Annotated in this window: 14 protein-coding genes; 12 read left to right on the forward strand and 2 right to left on the reverse strand. The window is 66.0% G+C overall.

The window, feature by feature from the left end:
• The first annotated feature begins 167 nt into the window (after positions 1 to 167).
• Genes E1263_RS29925 through E1263_RS29935 form a run of 3 tightly spaced genes read left to right on the forward strand, consistent with a single transcriptional unit; the run spans position 168 to position 2,990 of the window.
• Positions 168 to 1,280 (forward strand): LAGLIDADG family homing endonuclease, encoded by a 1,113-nt coding sequence (locus tag E1263_RS29925; RefSeq protein ID WP_132173402.1) that lies wholly within the window; start codon positions 168 to 170, stop codon positions 1,278 to 1,280.
• A 37-nt stretch (positions 1,281 to 1,317) separates the two neighbouring features.
• Positions 1,318 to 2,052 carry a hypothetical protein gene (locus tag E1263_RS29930; protein WP_132173404.1) on the forward strand — a complete coding sequence of 245 codons (735 nt, stop codon included), beginning with the start codon at positions 1,318 to 1,320 and terminating at the stop codon, positions 2,050 to 2,052.
• A 59-nt stretch (positions 2,053 to 2,111) separates the two neighbouring features.
• Positions 2,112 to 2,990, forward strand: coding sequence for a hypothetical protein (locus tag E1263_RS29935; RefSeq protein WP_132173406.1), 879 nt, complete (start codon positions 2,112 to 2,114; stop codon positions 2,988 to 2,990).
• A 2-nt stretch (positions 2,991 to 2,992) separates the two neighbouring features.
• Here E1263_RS29935 and E1263_RS29940 read toward each other — a convergent pair whose 3' ends face one another.
• The gene (locus tag E1263_RS29940) at positions 2,993 to 3,817 is read right to left on the reverse strand and encodes an aldo/keto reductase (protein WP_132173408.1); all 825 of its coding nucleotides are present in this window, start codon (positions 3,815 to 3,817) and stop codon (positions 2,993 to 2,995) included.
• 200 nt (positions 3,818 to 4,017) lie between these two features.
• Here E1263_RS29940 and E1263_RS29945 point away from each other — a divergent pair, with 200 nt between their 5' ends.
• From E1263_RS29945 to E1263_RS29970, 6 genes are all read left to right on the forward strand, one after another.
• Entirely contained in the window at positions 4,018 to 4,647 is a 630-nt protein-coding gene (locus E1263_RS29945; RefSeq protein ID WP_132173410.1) for a hypothetical protein, read from the forward strand.
• A gap of 87 nt (positions 4,648 to 4,734) precedes the next feature.
• Positions 4,735 to 5,388: a Crp/Fnr family transcriptional regulator gene (locus E1263_RS29950; protein WP_132173412.1), complete on the forward strand. Its 654-nt coding sequence runs from the start codon at positions 4,735 to 4,737 to the stop codon at positions 5,386 to 5,388.
• 111 nt (positions 5,389 to 5,499) lie between these two features.
• Positions 5,500 to 6,387, forward strand: a complete 888-nt coding sequence (locus tag E1263_RS29955) for a hypothetical protein (protein WP_132173414.1) — start codon at positions 5,500 to 5,502, stop codon at positions 6,385 to 6,387.
• On the forward strand, positions 6,384 to 8,444 hold the full coding sequence (locus E1263_RS29960) for a hypothetical protein (protein WP_132173416.1): 2,061 nt from the start codon (positions 6,384 to 6,386) through the stop codon (positions 8,442 to 8,444). Before E1263_RS29955 ends, E1263_RS29960 begins: the two co-directional genes overlap by 4 nt.
• Entirely contained in the window at positions 8,441 to 9,688 is a 1,248-nt protein-coding gene (locus E1263_RS29965) for a hypothetical protein (protein WP_132173418.1), read from the forward strand. The genes E1263_RS29960 and E1263_RS29965 overlap by 4 nt, the downstream gene beginning before the upstream one ends.
• Positions 9,689 to 9,981: 293 nt before the next feature.
• A complete protein-coding gene (locus E1263_RS29970) occupies positions 9,982 to 10,968 on the forward strand; it encodes a hypothetical protein (protein ID WP_132173420.1) in 987 nt (328 codons plus the stop codon).
• Between the two features lie 56 nt (positions 10,969 to 11,024).
• Here the strand turns inward: E1263_RS29970 and E1263_RS43375 are convergent, their stop codons facing one another.
• Entirely contained in the window at positions 11,025 to 11,321 is a 297-nt protein-coding gene (locus E1263_RS43375) for a hypothetical protein (protein WP_238161648.1), read from the reverse strand.
• 140 nt (positions 11,322 to 11,461) lie between these two features.
• On the opposite strand from E1263_RS43375, the gene E1263_RS29980 reads away from it, so the two are divergent.
• The 3 genes from E1263_RS29980 to E1263_RS29990 all read left to right on the forward strand — a co-directional run bounded on the left by E1263_RS29980 (position 11,462) and on the right by E1263_RS29990 (position 13,485).
• Positions 11,462 to 11,815, forward strand: a complete 354-nt coding sequence (locus tag E1263_RS29980; RefSeq protein WP_132173422.1) for a helix-turn-helix domain-containing protein — start codon at positions 11,462 to 11,464, stop codon at positions 11,813 to 11,815.
• Between the two features lie 76 nt (positions 11,816 to 11,891).
• Positions 11,892 to 12,119, forward strand: coding sequence for a hypothetical protein (locus E1263_RS29985; protein ID WP_132173424.1), 228 nt, complete (start codon positions 11,892 to 11,894; stop codon positions 12,117 to 12,119).
• Between the two features lie 46 nt (positions 12,120 to 12,165).
• A complete protein-coding gene (locus E1263_RS29990; RefSeq protein WP_132173426.1) occupies positions 12,166 to 13,485 on the forward strand; it encodes a serine hydrolase domain-containing protein in 1,320 nt (439 codons plus the stop codon).
• Positions 13,486 to 13,821: the final 336 nt, after the last annotated feature.

Genomic DNA, 13,821 nt, shown 5'->3' on the forward strand with positions numbered 1-13,821 from the left:
GCCACCAGCTGACCCCTCGTTGATTGCGCCACGGCCCCCGGGAACTTCCCACATCCCCCGGGGGCCGCAGCGCGTCGAGACGAGGGTAATTGCCTATAGCAACTGCTTTGCCGGTGAGCTTCCGGCGTTGGGAAGTTTCTGTCGGTGCGACGTCCTAGCGTTGAGCTATGGCAGTCGAACGGATTGCCCGCCGGCTGGTCTTGACCACCCGCGGCGGACACAAGCGTGAAACCAATGACGATGAAACGGTCTTCGCTAGTCTCGGCGACCAGCCTGGTGAGGTAGTTGCGAGCAGCCTCCGTGTCGGAGACTTCCTCGGTATCCGCTACGGCGGCTATAGCTGGCCGACCCAGCCGGCATCACTGCCAGAGCTTCCGTACCGAAAGCGCTACGGATCGGAAAAAGCAGTGGTGTTTCCTGCCGTCATGACGGCGGAGCTTGCATTCTTGCTGGGCGCCTACGCGTCCGAGGGGCACACCACTCGCGCGAACTGGTCGGTTATCATCACGAACTCTGTGCTGCACATTCTCCAGCGTGTTCAGGCAGCGTGGTCATCTTGCTTCGGCCTCACCGCGCGTATCACCCATCAAGTGGACCGTTGCCCTGGTGTTGTTGTCTCCAGCAAGCGGCTGGTCGAGTTCCTCGAGTTACTCGGGTGTGGATCGCGAGCCTCCGACAAGGCGATCCCCGAGGTCGTCATGGCCTCCACGCGAGAACACGTGCTGGCCTTCCTGCAGGGGTTGGCGCTGGATGGCTACACAGCCAATACCGGCGCCGGGAAGTGGGCGATCTGTCTGGAGAGTCGTCGTGCCATCGACAGCCTGCAAGAACTCCTGACCCGCCTGGGTATCGTCAACGCCCAGATCGACAAGCTCAATCGGCAGTTCGACAAGACCTATCCGGAGCTTTATGCAGCCGGTCCGTGGGGACAGGAGGTGTGTCGGCTGGTGCCTTTTCTTGAGCCGGACAAGGCAGCGAGAGCCAGCGAGTTCCTCGAGCGGGTCTACACGGGCGTGTCAGCAGCAGACGTGATCCCAGGTCTATCCGGCAGAGAGCTGTACAACTTGATCCCGCGAGGGCGGAGCGGTCGCAACGGACGGGGGACCGGGCGCCAGCAATTCGCATATCTCATGGATGCTCGGACGAGGCATGTCTCCAGAGCGAGTGCCTTGAGACTCCGAGGAATCGACGGTGTCGAACTTCCTAGTTGGCTTGAGTCCGTGCTCGATGAATCTGTCCATTTCGCTCCCTTGATCTCCATACAAACAGGCGATGTCTGACGGCCGGGCGTGGCGGTGCGTCCTCGATAATGGTTCGGTGACTACCCCGAGACGTCGCCTGACCCTCCAGGTTGTGGTTCCGGACGCCGCCCAGAGGCAGGCCTACGTGGAGGTCCGCCCGTTGGTTGACGGCGAGGACTTCCTCATGGATGTGTTCACGGTAGGTCCGGGCGAAGATCCCGGGCGTCTCTTGCGACCGGGCAGCCCGCTGCTCCCTGCCGATAAGCCGCACGAGGTGCGGGTTGCGGAGGCAACGTGTACCGAGGGGTGCTGCGGAGCCGTCTATGTGACGATCCGGCGTGAGGGCGACTCCGTCGTCTGGAGCGACTGGCGCAACCCCGACGCACGCAACTTCGATTTACCTGAGTTCTGGTTCGACGCTACGGAGTACCAGGCCGAAGTCGAGCGAGCAGTCGCGGACCACGGCTGGGAATGGCCTGCCCGCACCGTGGCGCGGCTGCTGAAGCAAGACCTCGCAGAGCGCACCGACTGGCTCATGCACTGGGAATGCGAACTGGGCGCTGTGTCGGCGTGGCATTGGGAACCTGACCAGATCAATGTCTTCTTCTTCCACCCGGGCAGCCCAACTGTCGAAGACCGCCCATGGCTGCAGTTCCGGCAGCGGCTAGCAGTCACCGATGCCGATCCTGCCCGGCAGGCTGAGCAGCTCGCTCAGCAACTCATCGCTAGGGACCCTCGTCGGACAGCCGAGGTCTGCGGCGGATCGGCTGACTTCGCCAGGAAGCTCGGATATCCCTGGATCGGAGGATGAGTTTGCCGGGGTCTTGCGTGCTCATTACCTGATACTGCGGCTGGGATAGCGTTCTGGCCATGCGCATATCTCTCCGCCCTATTGCCCTGACTGCAGTTCTGACCCTGGCCGCGACCGGTCTGATGAACGCGCCGGCTTCCGCCGCGGCCGTCGTACCGGCTGACTGCGGTGTGTGGACCACGGCGTACCAGTCGTCTGGTCAGCGTGTTTCGTACGGCTACACCAACCAGCAGACCCAGGTTGTCTCCTACCCGGCAGACACCTTGCCCTGGGTGCCGACCGCTCAGCAGCAGCTCGGTGGTGCCGGGGACACCGACCTGTTCATCAGCAGCGAGCTCGTCACCCACCCGACCGACGGTTACATCTACGCGCTGGAGCGCCGCGGCGAGCGGACCAACGGCGTCTGGAAGATGACCCGCAACGAGACCATCCGCCTCACGTCGGGCTACGCCGGCACCCGTGTCCTGGCCTACGGCTATCCGTATATGTACCGAGTCGCCGGTACGGCGCTCTACCGGCACGAGGTCAGCTACGCCAATGGTTCCTGGGTGGTGTCGGCGCCGGTGCGGCTTGCGGCGACCAGCTGGGACGGCGTGAAGACCTTCACCTACGAGCGCACCGAGGGAACCGGTACGGCGGCTGTCGACGTCATGATCGGCACCAAGAGCAACGGTGAGCTCAAGGAGTGGCGCGTCAACCGCGCGACGCCGACCACTATCGCGTCGACGGTCCTGAAGACGACCGGTTTCGCCACCTTCGGCAGCCTGGCCAGCGGCTACTGCCAGAACCACCCGACCGGCCGGCCGCTGCTCGGCATCACCCCGGCCGGCGCTGCGTCGGCGTACTTCGACGCCACCGCGAACGACCGCAGTGGCGCCGACATCACCGGAGGCTCGCTCGGCTCACTCGGTTGGACCGGCAAGGGCTACGGCCAGTAGTTCTAGTGACCGAACTGGTCTGAGTCAGCTGCTGCCTTGGCCGTGCCGTCGAGCGCGGTCAAGGCGGCGAGCTGCACGGGAGTCAGGTCGAAATCGAAGATCGCCAGGTTCTCGGCCAACCGGCCAGGGTTGGCAGACTTCGGGATCGGTACGACGTCCTGTTGCGACTCCCAGCGCAGTACCACCTGGCCCGGCGTCCGGCCGTGTTCCTTCGCGATCTCCTGCAGGATCGGGTTGTCCAGGAGGTCGGTGCCCTTGCCCAGTGGGCTCCAGGCCTCGGTGACAATCCCATGGGTCGCGTGGAATTCGCGCTCGGCCGACTTCGCCCAGACCGGGCTCAGCTGGATCTGGTTGACCTCTGGGGCAACCCCGGTCGCGTCGATCAGTCGCTGGAGATGGGCCGGCTTGAAGTTCGACGTACCGATCGCTTTCACCAGCCCGGCGTCACGCAGCGCGATCAGGCCTTGCCAGGCGTCGACGTACCGGTCCTGGTCCGGGTTCGGCCAGTGGATCAGCAGCAGATCGAGGTAGTCGACGCCGAGCTTCTCCGCGCTCGCCTCGAAGGCCGTCCGCGCTCCGTCGACGCTGTGCCAGGCCTTGTTGAACTTCGACGTCACGAACAGTTCGTCGCGCGGCGCCTGCCGCAGCGCGCGGCCGACGCCGGTCTCGTTGCGGTAGTTCTCGGCCGTGTCGATCAGCCGATAGCCGGCCTCGAGCGCGTGATGGACCGCTCTTTCGGCATCCGCGTCGTTCATCGGTGACGTGCCCAGCCCCACCCGCGGCATCGTCGTTCCGTTACTCAAAGTGATCGTCGGGACCTGGTTCATCGGGTCTCCTCCTCGGCAGTGGCTGTCCGGCCACGGTACGCCGAACACCCTCTGCTCCCACGCCTCCACCCACCCCGGACCCCGCCGTACGGCGTACGGCCGGGCGACTGTCTCAGCGCCCGTATTCGAAGCGCGAATTGTCGGAGCCGAGGTGCATGATGGGGATCTGTGGGGAACGAAACGCGTTGGAGGGTGGGCGAATGCGCAATCGGCTGATCACTCTGGTGGACCTCGGCCTGGACAGCTCGTTCGACGCCTCGATGACGTTCGTCCAGGGCATCACGGGCAATATCAACGCGGGCTGGGACGAGCCCGTCATCGACGTCAACTTCGTCCGCACCCGCGACCACGAGACGGCGTTCTCCGCCCTCACGACTCCCTCCACCGTCCTGCATGTGATGGCACACGGTGACCACAGCGAAGAGCCGTCCTTCCTCTCCACCGACGGCCGCACCCAGGTCTCCCTGCGCTCCCTGGCCGACTGGTTCCTCGACCGCCAATGGGGAATCTCCAGCGGCGTGGTCATCGCCGACGGCTGCAAAACCGGCATCGGCAAATGGCAACGCGCCATCCGCGACTGCCTCCAGGACGACATCACCTACATCGGCACCAGCACCGTCGTCGGCTGGTACGAAGCCACCGTCTTCTGCTCCGCCTTCTACGGCGCCCTGGTCCGCAACCGAGGCCTCGGCCGCACGCCCGCCGAGCAAGGCTGGGACGCCGCCAACCGAGCCATCAGCGCCTACGAAACCCTCACCGACGCCCGCTGCCCCTACAAACCAGTCCTCCTCACCCCGTCCCGCCGAGCCCTCCGCTCCCTCGCCGGCTAACCGACACGCAGCGCGAGCACCACAGTCCGTCACCCGTGTGAAACTTTCTGTGGTTCTGACGGCGGTGGGACGCGGGGGTGGTTCGGCTTGATTTCGCTGCAGACGTTCCAGGACCTGATTGGTCCAGCCGCCTGGCCCCGCCTTCTCGCGGCTGGAACGTTGCGCAGTTTCCAGCCGGGGCAGAACATCCTGCACCAAGGCGATCCGGGCGGGTTCGTCTTCGTGCTCGAGTCGGGGCGAGTGAAACTGCTGGCCTACGCCGAAGACGGCGCCCAACTCCTCCTGACCGTGCGAGGTGGCGGCCAGTTGCTCGGTGAGCTGGCCGGCGCCGACGGTCGCCGGACCGCAACCGTGCAGGCGATGGACCTGTGTACCGCGCGCTATCTCACGATCCAGCAGTTCGAGCAGTTCCTGGCCAAACACGGTCTGTCGACGCTCTACAGCCGCTATGTCACGAGCAAGTTCGACCAAGCCGTGACGCGCCAGGTCGATCTGGCGCACCGACCGGCGCTCCGACGGATCGCCCGGCTCTTCCACGACGTGGTTCGGCTAGCTCCGAAGACGGCGTCCGACCCCATGCGTGTTCCGTTCACCCAGGAGGAGCTGGCGGCATCGCTCGGGCTCGCCCGGAGCACGGTGGCCGAACAGCTCGGCGTACTGCGGCGCTCCGGCGCACTGGCCTCAGGTCGGCAACTCGTCGTTGCCGATCTCGAGCTGCTGGCCGACTTCGCCGCTGCGTGACCCGGCGTGTTCGGGGTCACCTCCTGATCGTCCGATTCCGGACAACGGCCTTCGCCTGTTCGCGGAACTCTGATCGCACCGAGATTGCTCACCGACTCTGGAGGTTCGACCATGACGACTCCTCACGACCCCCGTTCCGTCGGCGTGCGGGACCTGCCGCCGTACCGCTCGATGCTCGTCGTCGACATGAAGGACTACAGCGGTACGACGAGCCGCGACCAAGCCCATCTGAACGTCCTGATCCCGGAAATCCTGGAGAGTGCCTTCACTCGCGGCGGGCTCACGAGTGTCTGGTCGGAGATCTCGTTCCGCGATTCGACCGGGGACGGCTACGCGATCGGGCTGCCCGCCGAGCGCCTCCCGTTCCTCCTCAACCCACTCCTCGGCGCGCTGCAGGACGAGTTGGCCGAGCGCGGCCGGCCATTGAGCGCCGCAGGCTTTCCAGCCATCCGGATGCGGGTCAGCGTCTCGATCGGCCCGGTCACCGATTCCGGGGAGAACGGCGTCGGCGACGGTGCAGGCGCGGCACGCGTCGAACTGCACCGCCTCCTCGACAGCAAACCGGTACGGCACCTGCTGACGAACTCGGCCGAAGTCACAAAAGTGGCAGCGATCGTCTCGGCCCGCGCCTACGACGACGCCGTAGTCGGCGGCTACAGCCAGGAGGACAGCAGCCTGTACGTCGAGGTCGCAGCCGAGGTGAAGACGTACCAAGGCCGCGCATATCTCCGCGTGCCGGTTCCGTCAGGCGATCTCCTGAAGCGGGGATTCGGCTCCGAGTCCCCGACAGTGGCCGAGGAACAGGCGAACAAGCGGGCCGCTGTGACGCCCGCACCGGCGACAAACCAGGCCAACGATCACAGCCAGAACCGCCGCGGCGGCATCGGCTCGATCAGCGGCACTGTTCACTCGATCATCACGGATCCGACCGCGCCGGTCCATACGGGCCAGGGCCACCTGTATCTGAGCAACGAACCGGATTCGAAAGAGCACCGATGACCGCGGAGCACCCGCCCGGTCCGGAAAACGAAATGGCGAGTGGTCGACGAGGTGGTGTCGGCGACATCTCCGGCGGCGTCCGGAGTGCCATCACTGATCCGCGCGGTGCCGTCCACACGGGGGACGGCAATCTGAATGCGACCACCTGGAACGTCGCGACCCTCAACGTCACCGAAGCGCCCGCGGCGGCTCTGGTCCGGCAACCGCTGGGTATCAAGCCAGGGCAGGCGAGTCTCCAACGGCTTCAGCGCGTCTTCGTCGCACCGGACGGCTTCGATGGGCTCCTCGGCAGGCTCCGCGATCCTGGCAGTACGGTCATCCTCACCGGGCCGCCAGGCAGTGGGCGGCGCGCGGCCGCTCAAATGCTCCTCTGCCCAACGGTTGAAGACATCGGTGCGCTGACTCTGCTGACGACCTCGGACCTGCAGGGCAGCGACAGCCTGGTTGACGACGCGGTCTCCGAAGGCGCGCGATTGCTGCTCGACGTCACGGACCTTGATTTGCGCGGCTTCGGACAGCATCAGACCGACCTTCAGCGTTGCGTTGCGATTGTCGGCAAACAGCGGGCGAGCCTGGTGATCCTGATCCCCGACGGGCTTGACCAGCACCTGCATGACGATCTGCAGATCCATCGGGCATCGATCCGAGGCCCAGACCAGTGGCGGGTCTTGAAGTCGCACCTGGAGCACGGCTTCGAGCTTTCCCTGTCGCAGTCGAGGGTCGCGAATGAGGACCTGCAGGTATTGAACGGGCTGGCCCTGCGCAGCGTGGCTCGCGTCGCGGGGTATCTCGAGCAGACCCGTGACCAGGGCCTGGACCCCAGGGAGTGGTTCAGGAATGCCTTGGCTGGTCTCGCCGACCAGGAGCAGGACGTCATCACTCTGCTTGAGGAAAAGGTGTCGGTCGAAGAGCGAACTCTGCTGCTGGTCACCGCAGTACTGGAAGGCGCAGCTGTCGATGCTGTCTATTTCGCAGAGTGCTCGCTGCAAACGATCGTCGGGTACGCCGAGGATTCGCCACCGCACCGGTTGGAGCAAGCAGGAATCACCGATCGGATGCGTGCTGACCAGGAGAGGATTCGGCTGGTCGACGGCAGAGCCCGCTTCATCCGGCCGGGGCTTGGGGAAGCGATCCTCAGCCATTTCTGGGATGCCTATCCCGATCTGCGGCCCGGCTTCGCGACCTGGGTGGAGACGGTCCACAGCTGGCAGGCGACGCGAGCCGAGGATCGGATGGCCGTCGCTCAACGCTTTGCATTGCAATCGATCCGGACGAATCAGCTGACCGACCTGCAGGCAGTGGTCGAGCACTGGAGTGTTGCTGACCGCGACGAGCCCCGACGGCTGGCTGTAGCAGCGATGACCCGTGCGCTCCTCGACGATCGAGTGGGGCAGCAGGCCAGGAACTACCTGTATGGACTGGCTGTCAGATCCCACCTCGACCCGCGGCTCGGCCGGATCGCGATCGAGCTCTGCACGGATGTGGTCGCGATCGGGCATCCGCGGCAGGCTTTGGTCCGGCTGCGCTGGCTGGCCGGTCAGCGATCGGTCGGCGCGGAGGCGCGGCAGGCCCTGGTCGCGCTGTGCGAGGACAATCGCACCCTCGAACTGTTCGTCCATGTGCTGACCGACCGAGCCCGATTCGATCCTGAACTGGCTCGTCTCGTGCTCGCGCCGAGCCGTCTCAGCCACGGGCACGGACGGACTGCCCCGCTGCTCGTCCCTCGCTTACGGCTGAAGGCCATCGCGGTCTGGGCCAGGTCCCTGCAGAACGCAGATTCCCTGGCCTGGCGCAGTGCCGTGGTCCCTTGGCTCGATGAGCACGCCCGCTTGGTCGACCTGGGCGATGCACGGCTGGCATCGGTCCTGGTGGAGAGCCTGATCGCGATCTGCGGTAGTGAGATTGCTCGCCTCGCGCAACTGAACGCGGCGAACGAGACCTGGCTTGCGGACAGCGGGGTTGCCGGCCGCTCCCTGACCACAGCACGAGCGGTCGACAACGCTCTGGACCGCTCGCTGGCCGATCTACCTTCGACATCTCTTGGGAGTTCATCGTGAATATGTCTCGAAAGACTTCGCTCGTGGTCGCCGCGGGGGCGGCCGTCGTTGCGGCGATTGCTCAGCTTGCCGGTTGGCCGACCTGGGTGTCGGTGATCCTGCTCCTTCTCGTCCTGGCGTCGGTGGTAGCCGCACTCCGCGACAGGGCCGAACCCGCTGGTCCGTACGGCGCCGACTCGCAGCCGGCGGCGACTCAGCCGATTGTCGTGATCGATCCGGAGCCGCAACCGAAGTCGTCGAAGGTGGTGTTCGATGTCCCGCTGTCTTCGGCCGCCGCGGACTACGCGTTCAGGTTTTCGGCGACGGTGTGCTGGCGCCCGGCCGGACCGTTCGTCCGACCTGGGGATCCGGAGACCTCCGCGGTCAATGCGGTGGTCCTCCGGGCACAGCGTGAGCTGGCTCATGCCGCGCCGGACGGGGCGCAACTGGACCTGCACCAACTTTCGGCAGCGCTGTCGCGCCCCGAGACAGATGCCGGACAGGAGGTCGTCGCCTGGGCTGAGCGAATTCAGGTGCGGCTGCCTGAGCCGTACGCCGAGCTGGCGAAGGTGCGTGACGCGCAGCGGCTTGCTCAAGAGGTCAAGACGTTCGAGCACGCGCGGGAGCGGAGCGAGCGGGCGTATCTGAAGGACGAAGCCTTTGCCACACCTGGATCAGCGACCATCTGGTGGCTGTCGCGGCACCAGGACGACCTGGAACGTGCCCTCGAGCTGTACCCCACGCTGCGCCGTCTCTCGGACGCAGCCAACGATCGTCCGGAAGCCGTCGCCCAACCGGTGTGGGACCCGTCTGCCGAGCGCGTCGAACCGGCGATGGCAGTTGTCCAGCCACCCGATCTGTCGGCAGCGGTGGAGATCTTGCTCGATGGCCTGCCCGACGACGAGCGCAAATTGAAGGCCTCGCAGTTGGCGAAGCTGGAGGACAGGTTCAACCGGCCCGACCGAGCCGAAGACATCCGCCAGGAGTTCAGCCCGGGCGTTCTCGCGCAGCAGCAGCAGTCCGAGGACTCAGCCGAAGATCGGCAGCCGCTCCCCGACGCTGCGGAACTCGCCGCTGAACCGGCCGATACGTCGAACGAGGTCGCCACGGTTGCCGCCCCGTCGTTCGGCGCAACCGACTCCCCGCCGTACCGCGAGGAGTTCCACCCCACCGCAGCAGAGACGTCGAACAGATCTGTACCGAACGGACGGCCGTTGCCTGGCGATCTGCCGGCCGAGTTCGACGGACACGGTTCGGCAGACTGAAAGTACGGGTGCCCGACCACTGTGGAGCAGATGGTCGGGCACCCGATCTCGGGGTGCGAACTCGCCTTCGCTGGTTCCCGAGGCTCTGTGGTGCGTGCGGGCATTGCGGCGGGGTAGCGACACGCCTGGGGCGGCCGTGGGGGATCGGGCGTGTGAAACTTTTGGGGGACTTGTCGTGAGGTGAGTCTGCGGTCTGGGTTGCCGGTGGCCCGGGCGGTGTGAGGACGGGGAACCGTTCGGTACGCATGGGTCGACCTGCTGACGTTCGCCCGACGCGGTGAAGGAACCCCACCATGAAGCTGCACCGGAACAGCCTGCTGACTGCTGCGGCCATTGTGCTGGTGCTGTACGTGGTGTCGCTGATCGTCGGGCTGCCGACGTGGGCGCCCGTCGTGATGGCAATCGTGCTGCTGGTGTTGCTGGCGGTGGTTTGGAAGCAGCCGGAGGTTCCTAAGGCTGCGGTGCAGGTGGCACAGGCTGTGCCGGCGCCGGTGGTGTTGCCGGATCCCGTGTTCACGGGGCCGCCCACGCGGACTGTCGTCGATGTGCGGTTGCCGTCGGCCTCGGCCGACTTCCAGTTCAGCTTCTCGGCGATCGTGCAGTGGTCGACGGTGCTGTCGGGGTCGCGGCATGCGGATCTTGGCGCGGTGGCTGTGGATGCGTTGCTGAAGCGGGCCCGGGCGTTGGCTGTCGGGTTGCAGGTGACTGAGGAAGCGCTGAACCAGCAGCATCTGGCGGCGATCCTGGGGGAGCCTGCGCTGGATGACAAGGGACAGGTGCGTTGCTGGGCGACCGAGGTGCGGTTGCGGTTGCCCGAGGCCGATCACAAGCATCTTCAGCATTTGGCGGCGCTGCACCGGCTTGAGCAGACGACGTTGATCGAACGCCGGATGGAGCAGGACAAACGCGCCTATCTGAAGGATGACGTGTTTGCCACGCCGGGATCGGCGGCTGTCTGGTGGCTCGCCAACCATCCTGGCGACGTTGAGAACGCGGTGGGCTTGCTCGGCACCCTTGGTGAGCTGTCTGCAGCAGCGAACGATCTGCCCGCACGCCGGGAATCGACCGAGACGGTCGAACAGGTGAAACCGACCCGCGCCGAACTGGAGTTCACCGCGGCGGTCGACGACCTGCGTGCACCAAATGCGGCCGCGCTCGAACGCCCGGCGAAGGCGAACGGGACGACTCCGCGAGCTGTCGAGGGCCCGCCGAGCCGGAACGGCGCGAAGCCTGCTGATGAACCGCGCGACGAATATCGCGAGCAGTTCTACTCGGAGTAGGCCGGCGCGGCGGGCTGTCTGCAGGGGGAACCCGCCGCACCGGGGTCGGTGGCGGCTCACTCGTCCAACCAGCGGATCGTGGTGGAGCCGTTGTGACCGTGGATCGTGAGGAGCGCGTCGACGCCGTCGGCCCAGATGGTCGTGGTCGGGTAGCGGCCGCCCCAGCGCAGCGCTACCGAGCCGTCGGTCCACTCGACTCCTTCGGCGACGACGCCCGTACCGCTGACACCGGAGACGTCGACGTGGCGCACGAGCTGGAAGCAGCGTGGTCCTGCCTCGCTCGCGATCTTCAGATGACGCCGCCGTGAAGATCTCCGCGGCAGCGTCGCGGTCCTACCGCTCATCTCGTCCATGGCCCAAGTCAACGACCGAACGGCCGGCCTGACCAGGAACTCATCCGGTATCCACAGGGAACAAATTAGGCACTCCGGCGGTCACCCAATCGCCGTATTCTGATTGCAAGGAGTGACCAACGCCCAGGAGAGTGAGAGCGATGACAGTCATCGACGAATGGACCGGAAGGCATGCGAATGCCTTGCGGGCGGCGCTGCGGCTGACCAACGAAGCCTTCGCCGAGTACCTAGGGATCTCGCCACGCACGGTCACGAAGTGGCGCGAGAGACCGAACATGGTGCCGAGCCCACCGTTGCAGGAGGCGCTCGACACGTCGCTGCGCAACGCGGCCCCGGACGCCCGGCTCAGGTTCACCGCCAATCTCGGCCTCGATCAGCAGCCGGTCCCGCTCGACCAAGCGGCCCTGACGCAGCTCAATACCGCGATCGGCGACCTCACGCGGGTCCTGGCCCGCCTGCAACCTGGTGATCCGCAGCAGTCGCCGACCCTTTGAGACCGTTTTCATTCGTGCGTGTTCGGGCACTGGAGGGGCCTTCCATACGGGGGTTCGCCCAAACCCAGGAGGGGACATGCGTACTCGCACTGCATCGAGGACACGTTCGAGGACGGTCGCCATCATCGTGGCCGTGTGGTTGCTGATCGGGCTGGCCGCAGCAGCGCAGCGGAGCTACTTCTCCGGCTCTGACGCGACCTGCGCCAAGATCGGCACAACACTCGTCACGGTCGTAGCCGGCCCGCTGAACTACATCGGCGCCAACCCCAAGATCGACTGCACCGCGCCGCAGCCGTCGAAGTAACCCGCAATCCGACGTAGCGTTTCCAGTGAGCGTCGGGAGGGGGACCGTGGACGTACTACGGGGCGGGATCGAAGCGGATCGCGAGGAACTGGGGGTTCCTGGCGTCGGCTGGGCGGTGATCGAGAACGGCGAGATCACCCACAGCGGATCGGCCGGGGTCGTCGAAGCAGGCAAACCGGACGAGATCGAGGCAGGGACACTGTTCCAGGCAGCTTCGATCAGCAAACCGGTTGCCGCGCTCGCGATGCTGCGGCTGGTGGACCGGGGGCTGCTGGAGCTGGATGAAGACGTCAACAATCGGCTCAAGTCCTGGCAAGTGCCACCGACCCGTTCGTGGCAGCCGGTCGTGACCCTGCGGCAGTTGGCCAGCCACAGCGCCGGTCTGTCCACTCCCGGATTCCCGGGCTACCACCCGGATGCGCCACTACCGACACTCGTGGAGATGCTCGCCGGGACAACCCCGAGCAACACCGCCGGCCCGCGGGTGGACCGGATTCCCGGCACACAGTTCGCCTACTCAGGTGGCGGTACGACGGTCATCCAGCAACTGCTCGAAGACGTGACCGGTACGCCGTTCCGTGAGCTGATGCGCGAGCTGGTCCTCGAGCCGTTGGGGATGGCCGACAGCGATTACGCCCAACCACTACCGTCGGAGCTCGCTGCCCGAGCGGCGATCGGACACGAGGACACCGGAGAAGTCGTCGACGGCGGCTGGCATGTGTACCCGGAGTTGGCAGCAGCCGGCCTATGGACCACTCCGACCGATCTGGCCAAATTCGCGATCGGAGTCCACCAGGCGTACGTCGGAGCTCATGGCGCACTGCTGTCGCCAGAGCTCGCTCGGCAGATGCTGACACCGGTGATCGTGGTGGAGCCGCCGATCTCGGCCCTGACCCACATGGGCATCGGCCCGTTCTTGAGCGCGTCCGGTCAGTTGTTCGGACACAGCGGCGGAAACCTGGGGTTCCGCTGCGACCTGATCGCCGATCGGATGACCGGGTACGGCGCTGCCGTGATGACGAACTCCACGAATGGCAGCCGGCTGGCGCTCCGAGCCTTCGCCTCCGCAGCGTCGGCCTACGGGTGGGAGAGCTATCGGCCCGAGGACGAGATGTCCGAGGTGCCGACGGCTGAGGCGCTGGCGGAGCTTGCAGGTGACTACCGGCTCGGGGAGCGACTGCGACTCACAGTCCTGCCGTGGGGGAGTGGCCTGTGGGTCACCTTCGAGGGGCAACCGCCGCTGCGGTTCATCGCGCTCTCGGCCACCCGCCTCATGGCGACGAGCACGCAGGCGCAGCTTGAGCTGCGGGACGGCAAGCTGGTGTTCGAGCAGGCGGGTTTCGAGCTCGACTGCGTGCGGGAATAGCTGATCGATCAGCCCGGTTACATCTGATGCCGCCCGGTACAAGACCCCCGGGCCTCAACCTCAGCCGCTTCGAGCGGCCACTCGCCGAGAGGCGTCTGCCGGGCGGCGTCTGCCGGGCGGCACAGAAGGCCAAACGGCGGACGGTCGGGTGTAAGGGCTGAAGCAAGGTGCCAGACCCCGATTTGCATCTAGCGGGTGAACATCAGTATTGTTCTTCTTGTTGGGAGCGAGTGCAGGACGCGGAAGCGGCCGGACCTCCTGATCACCCTCTAAGGCTTACGCAGCCGGATCGTGTCTTCGGACTCGGGTCGGTCGCTGAGACACGGGTGACTGTAG

This window comes from Kribbella antibiotica, assembly GCF_004349055.1.
In the GTDB taxonomy this organism is placed as follows: Bacteria; Actinomycetota; Actinomycetes; order Propionibacteriales; family Kribbellaceae; genus Kribbella; species Kribbella antibiotica.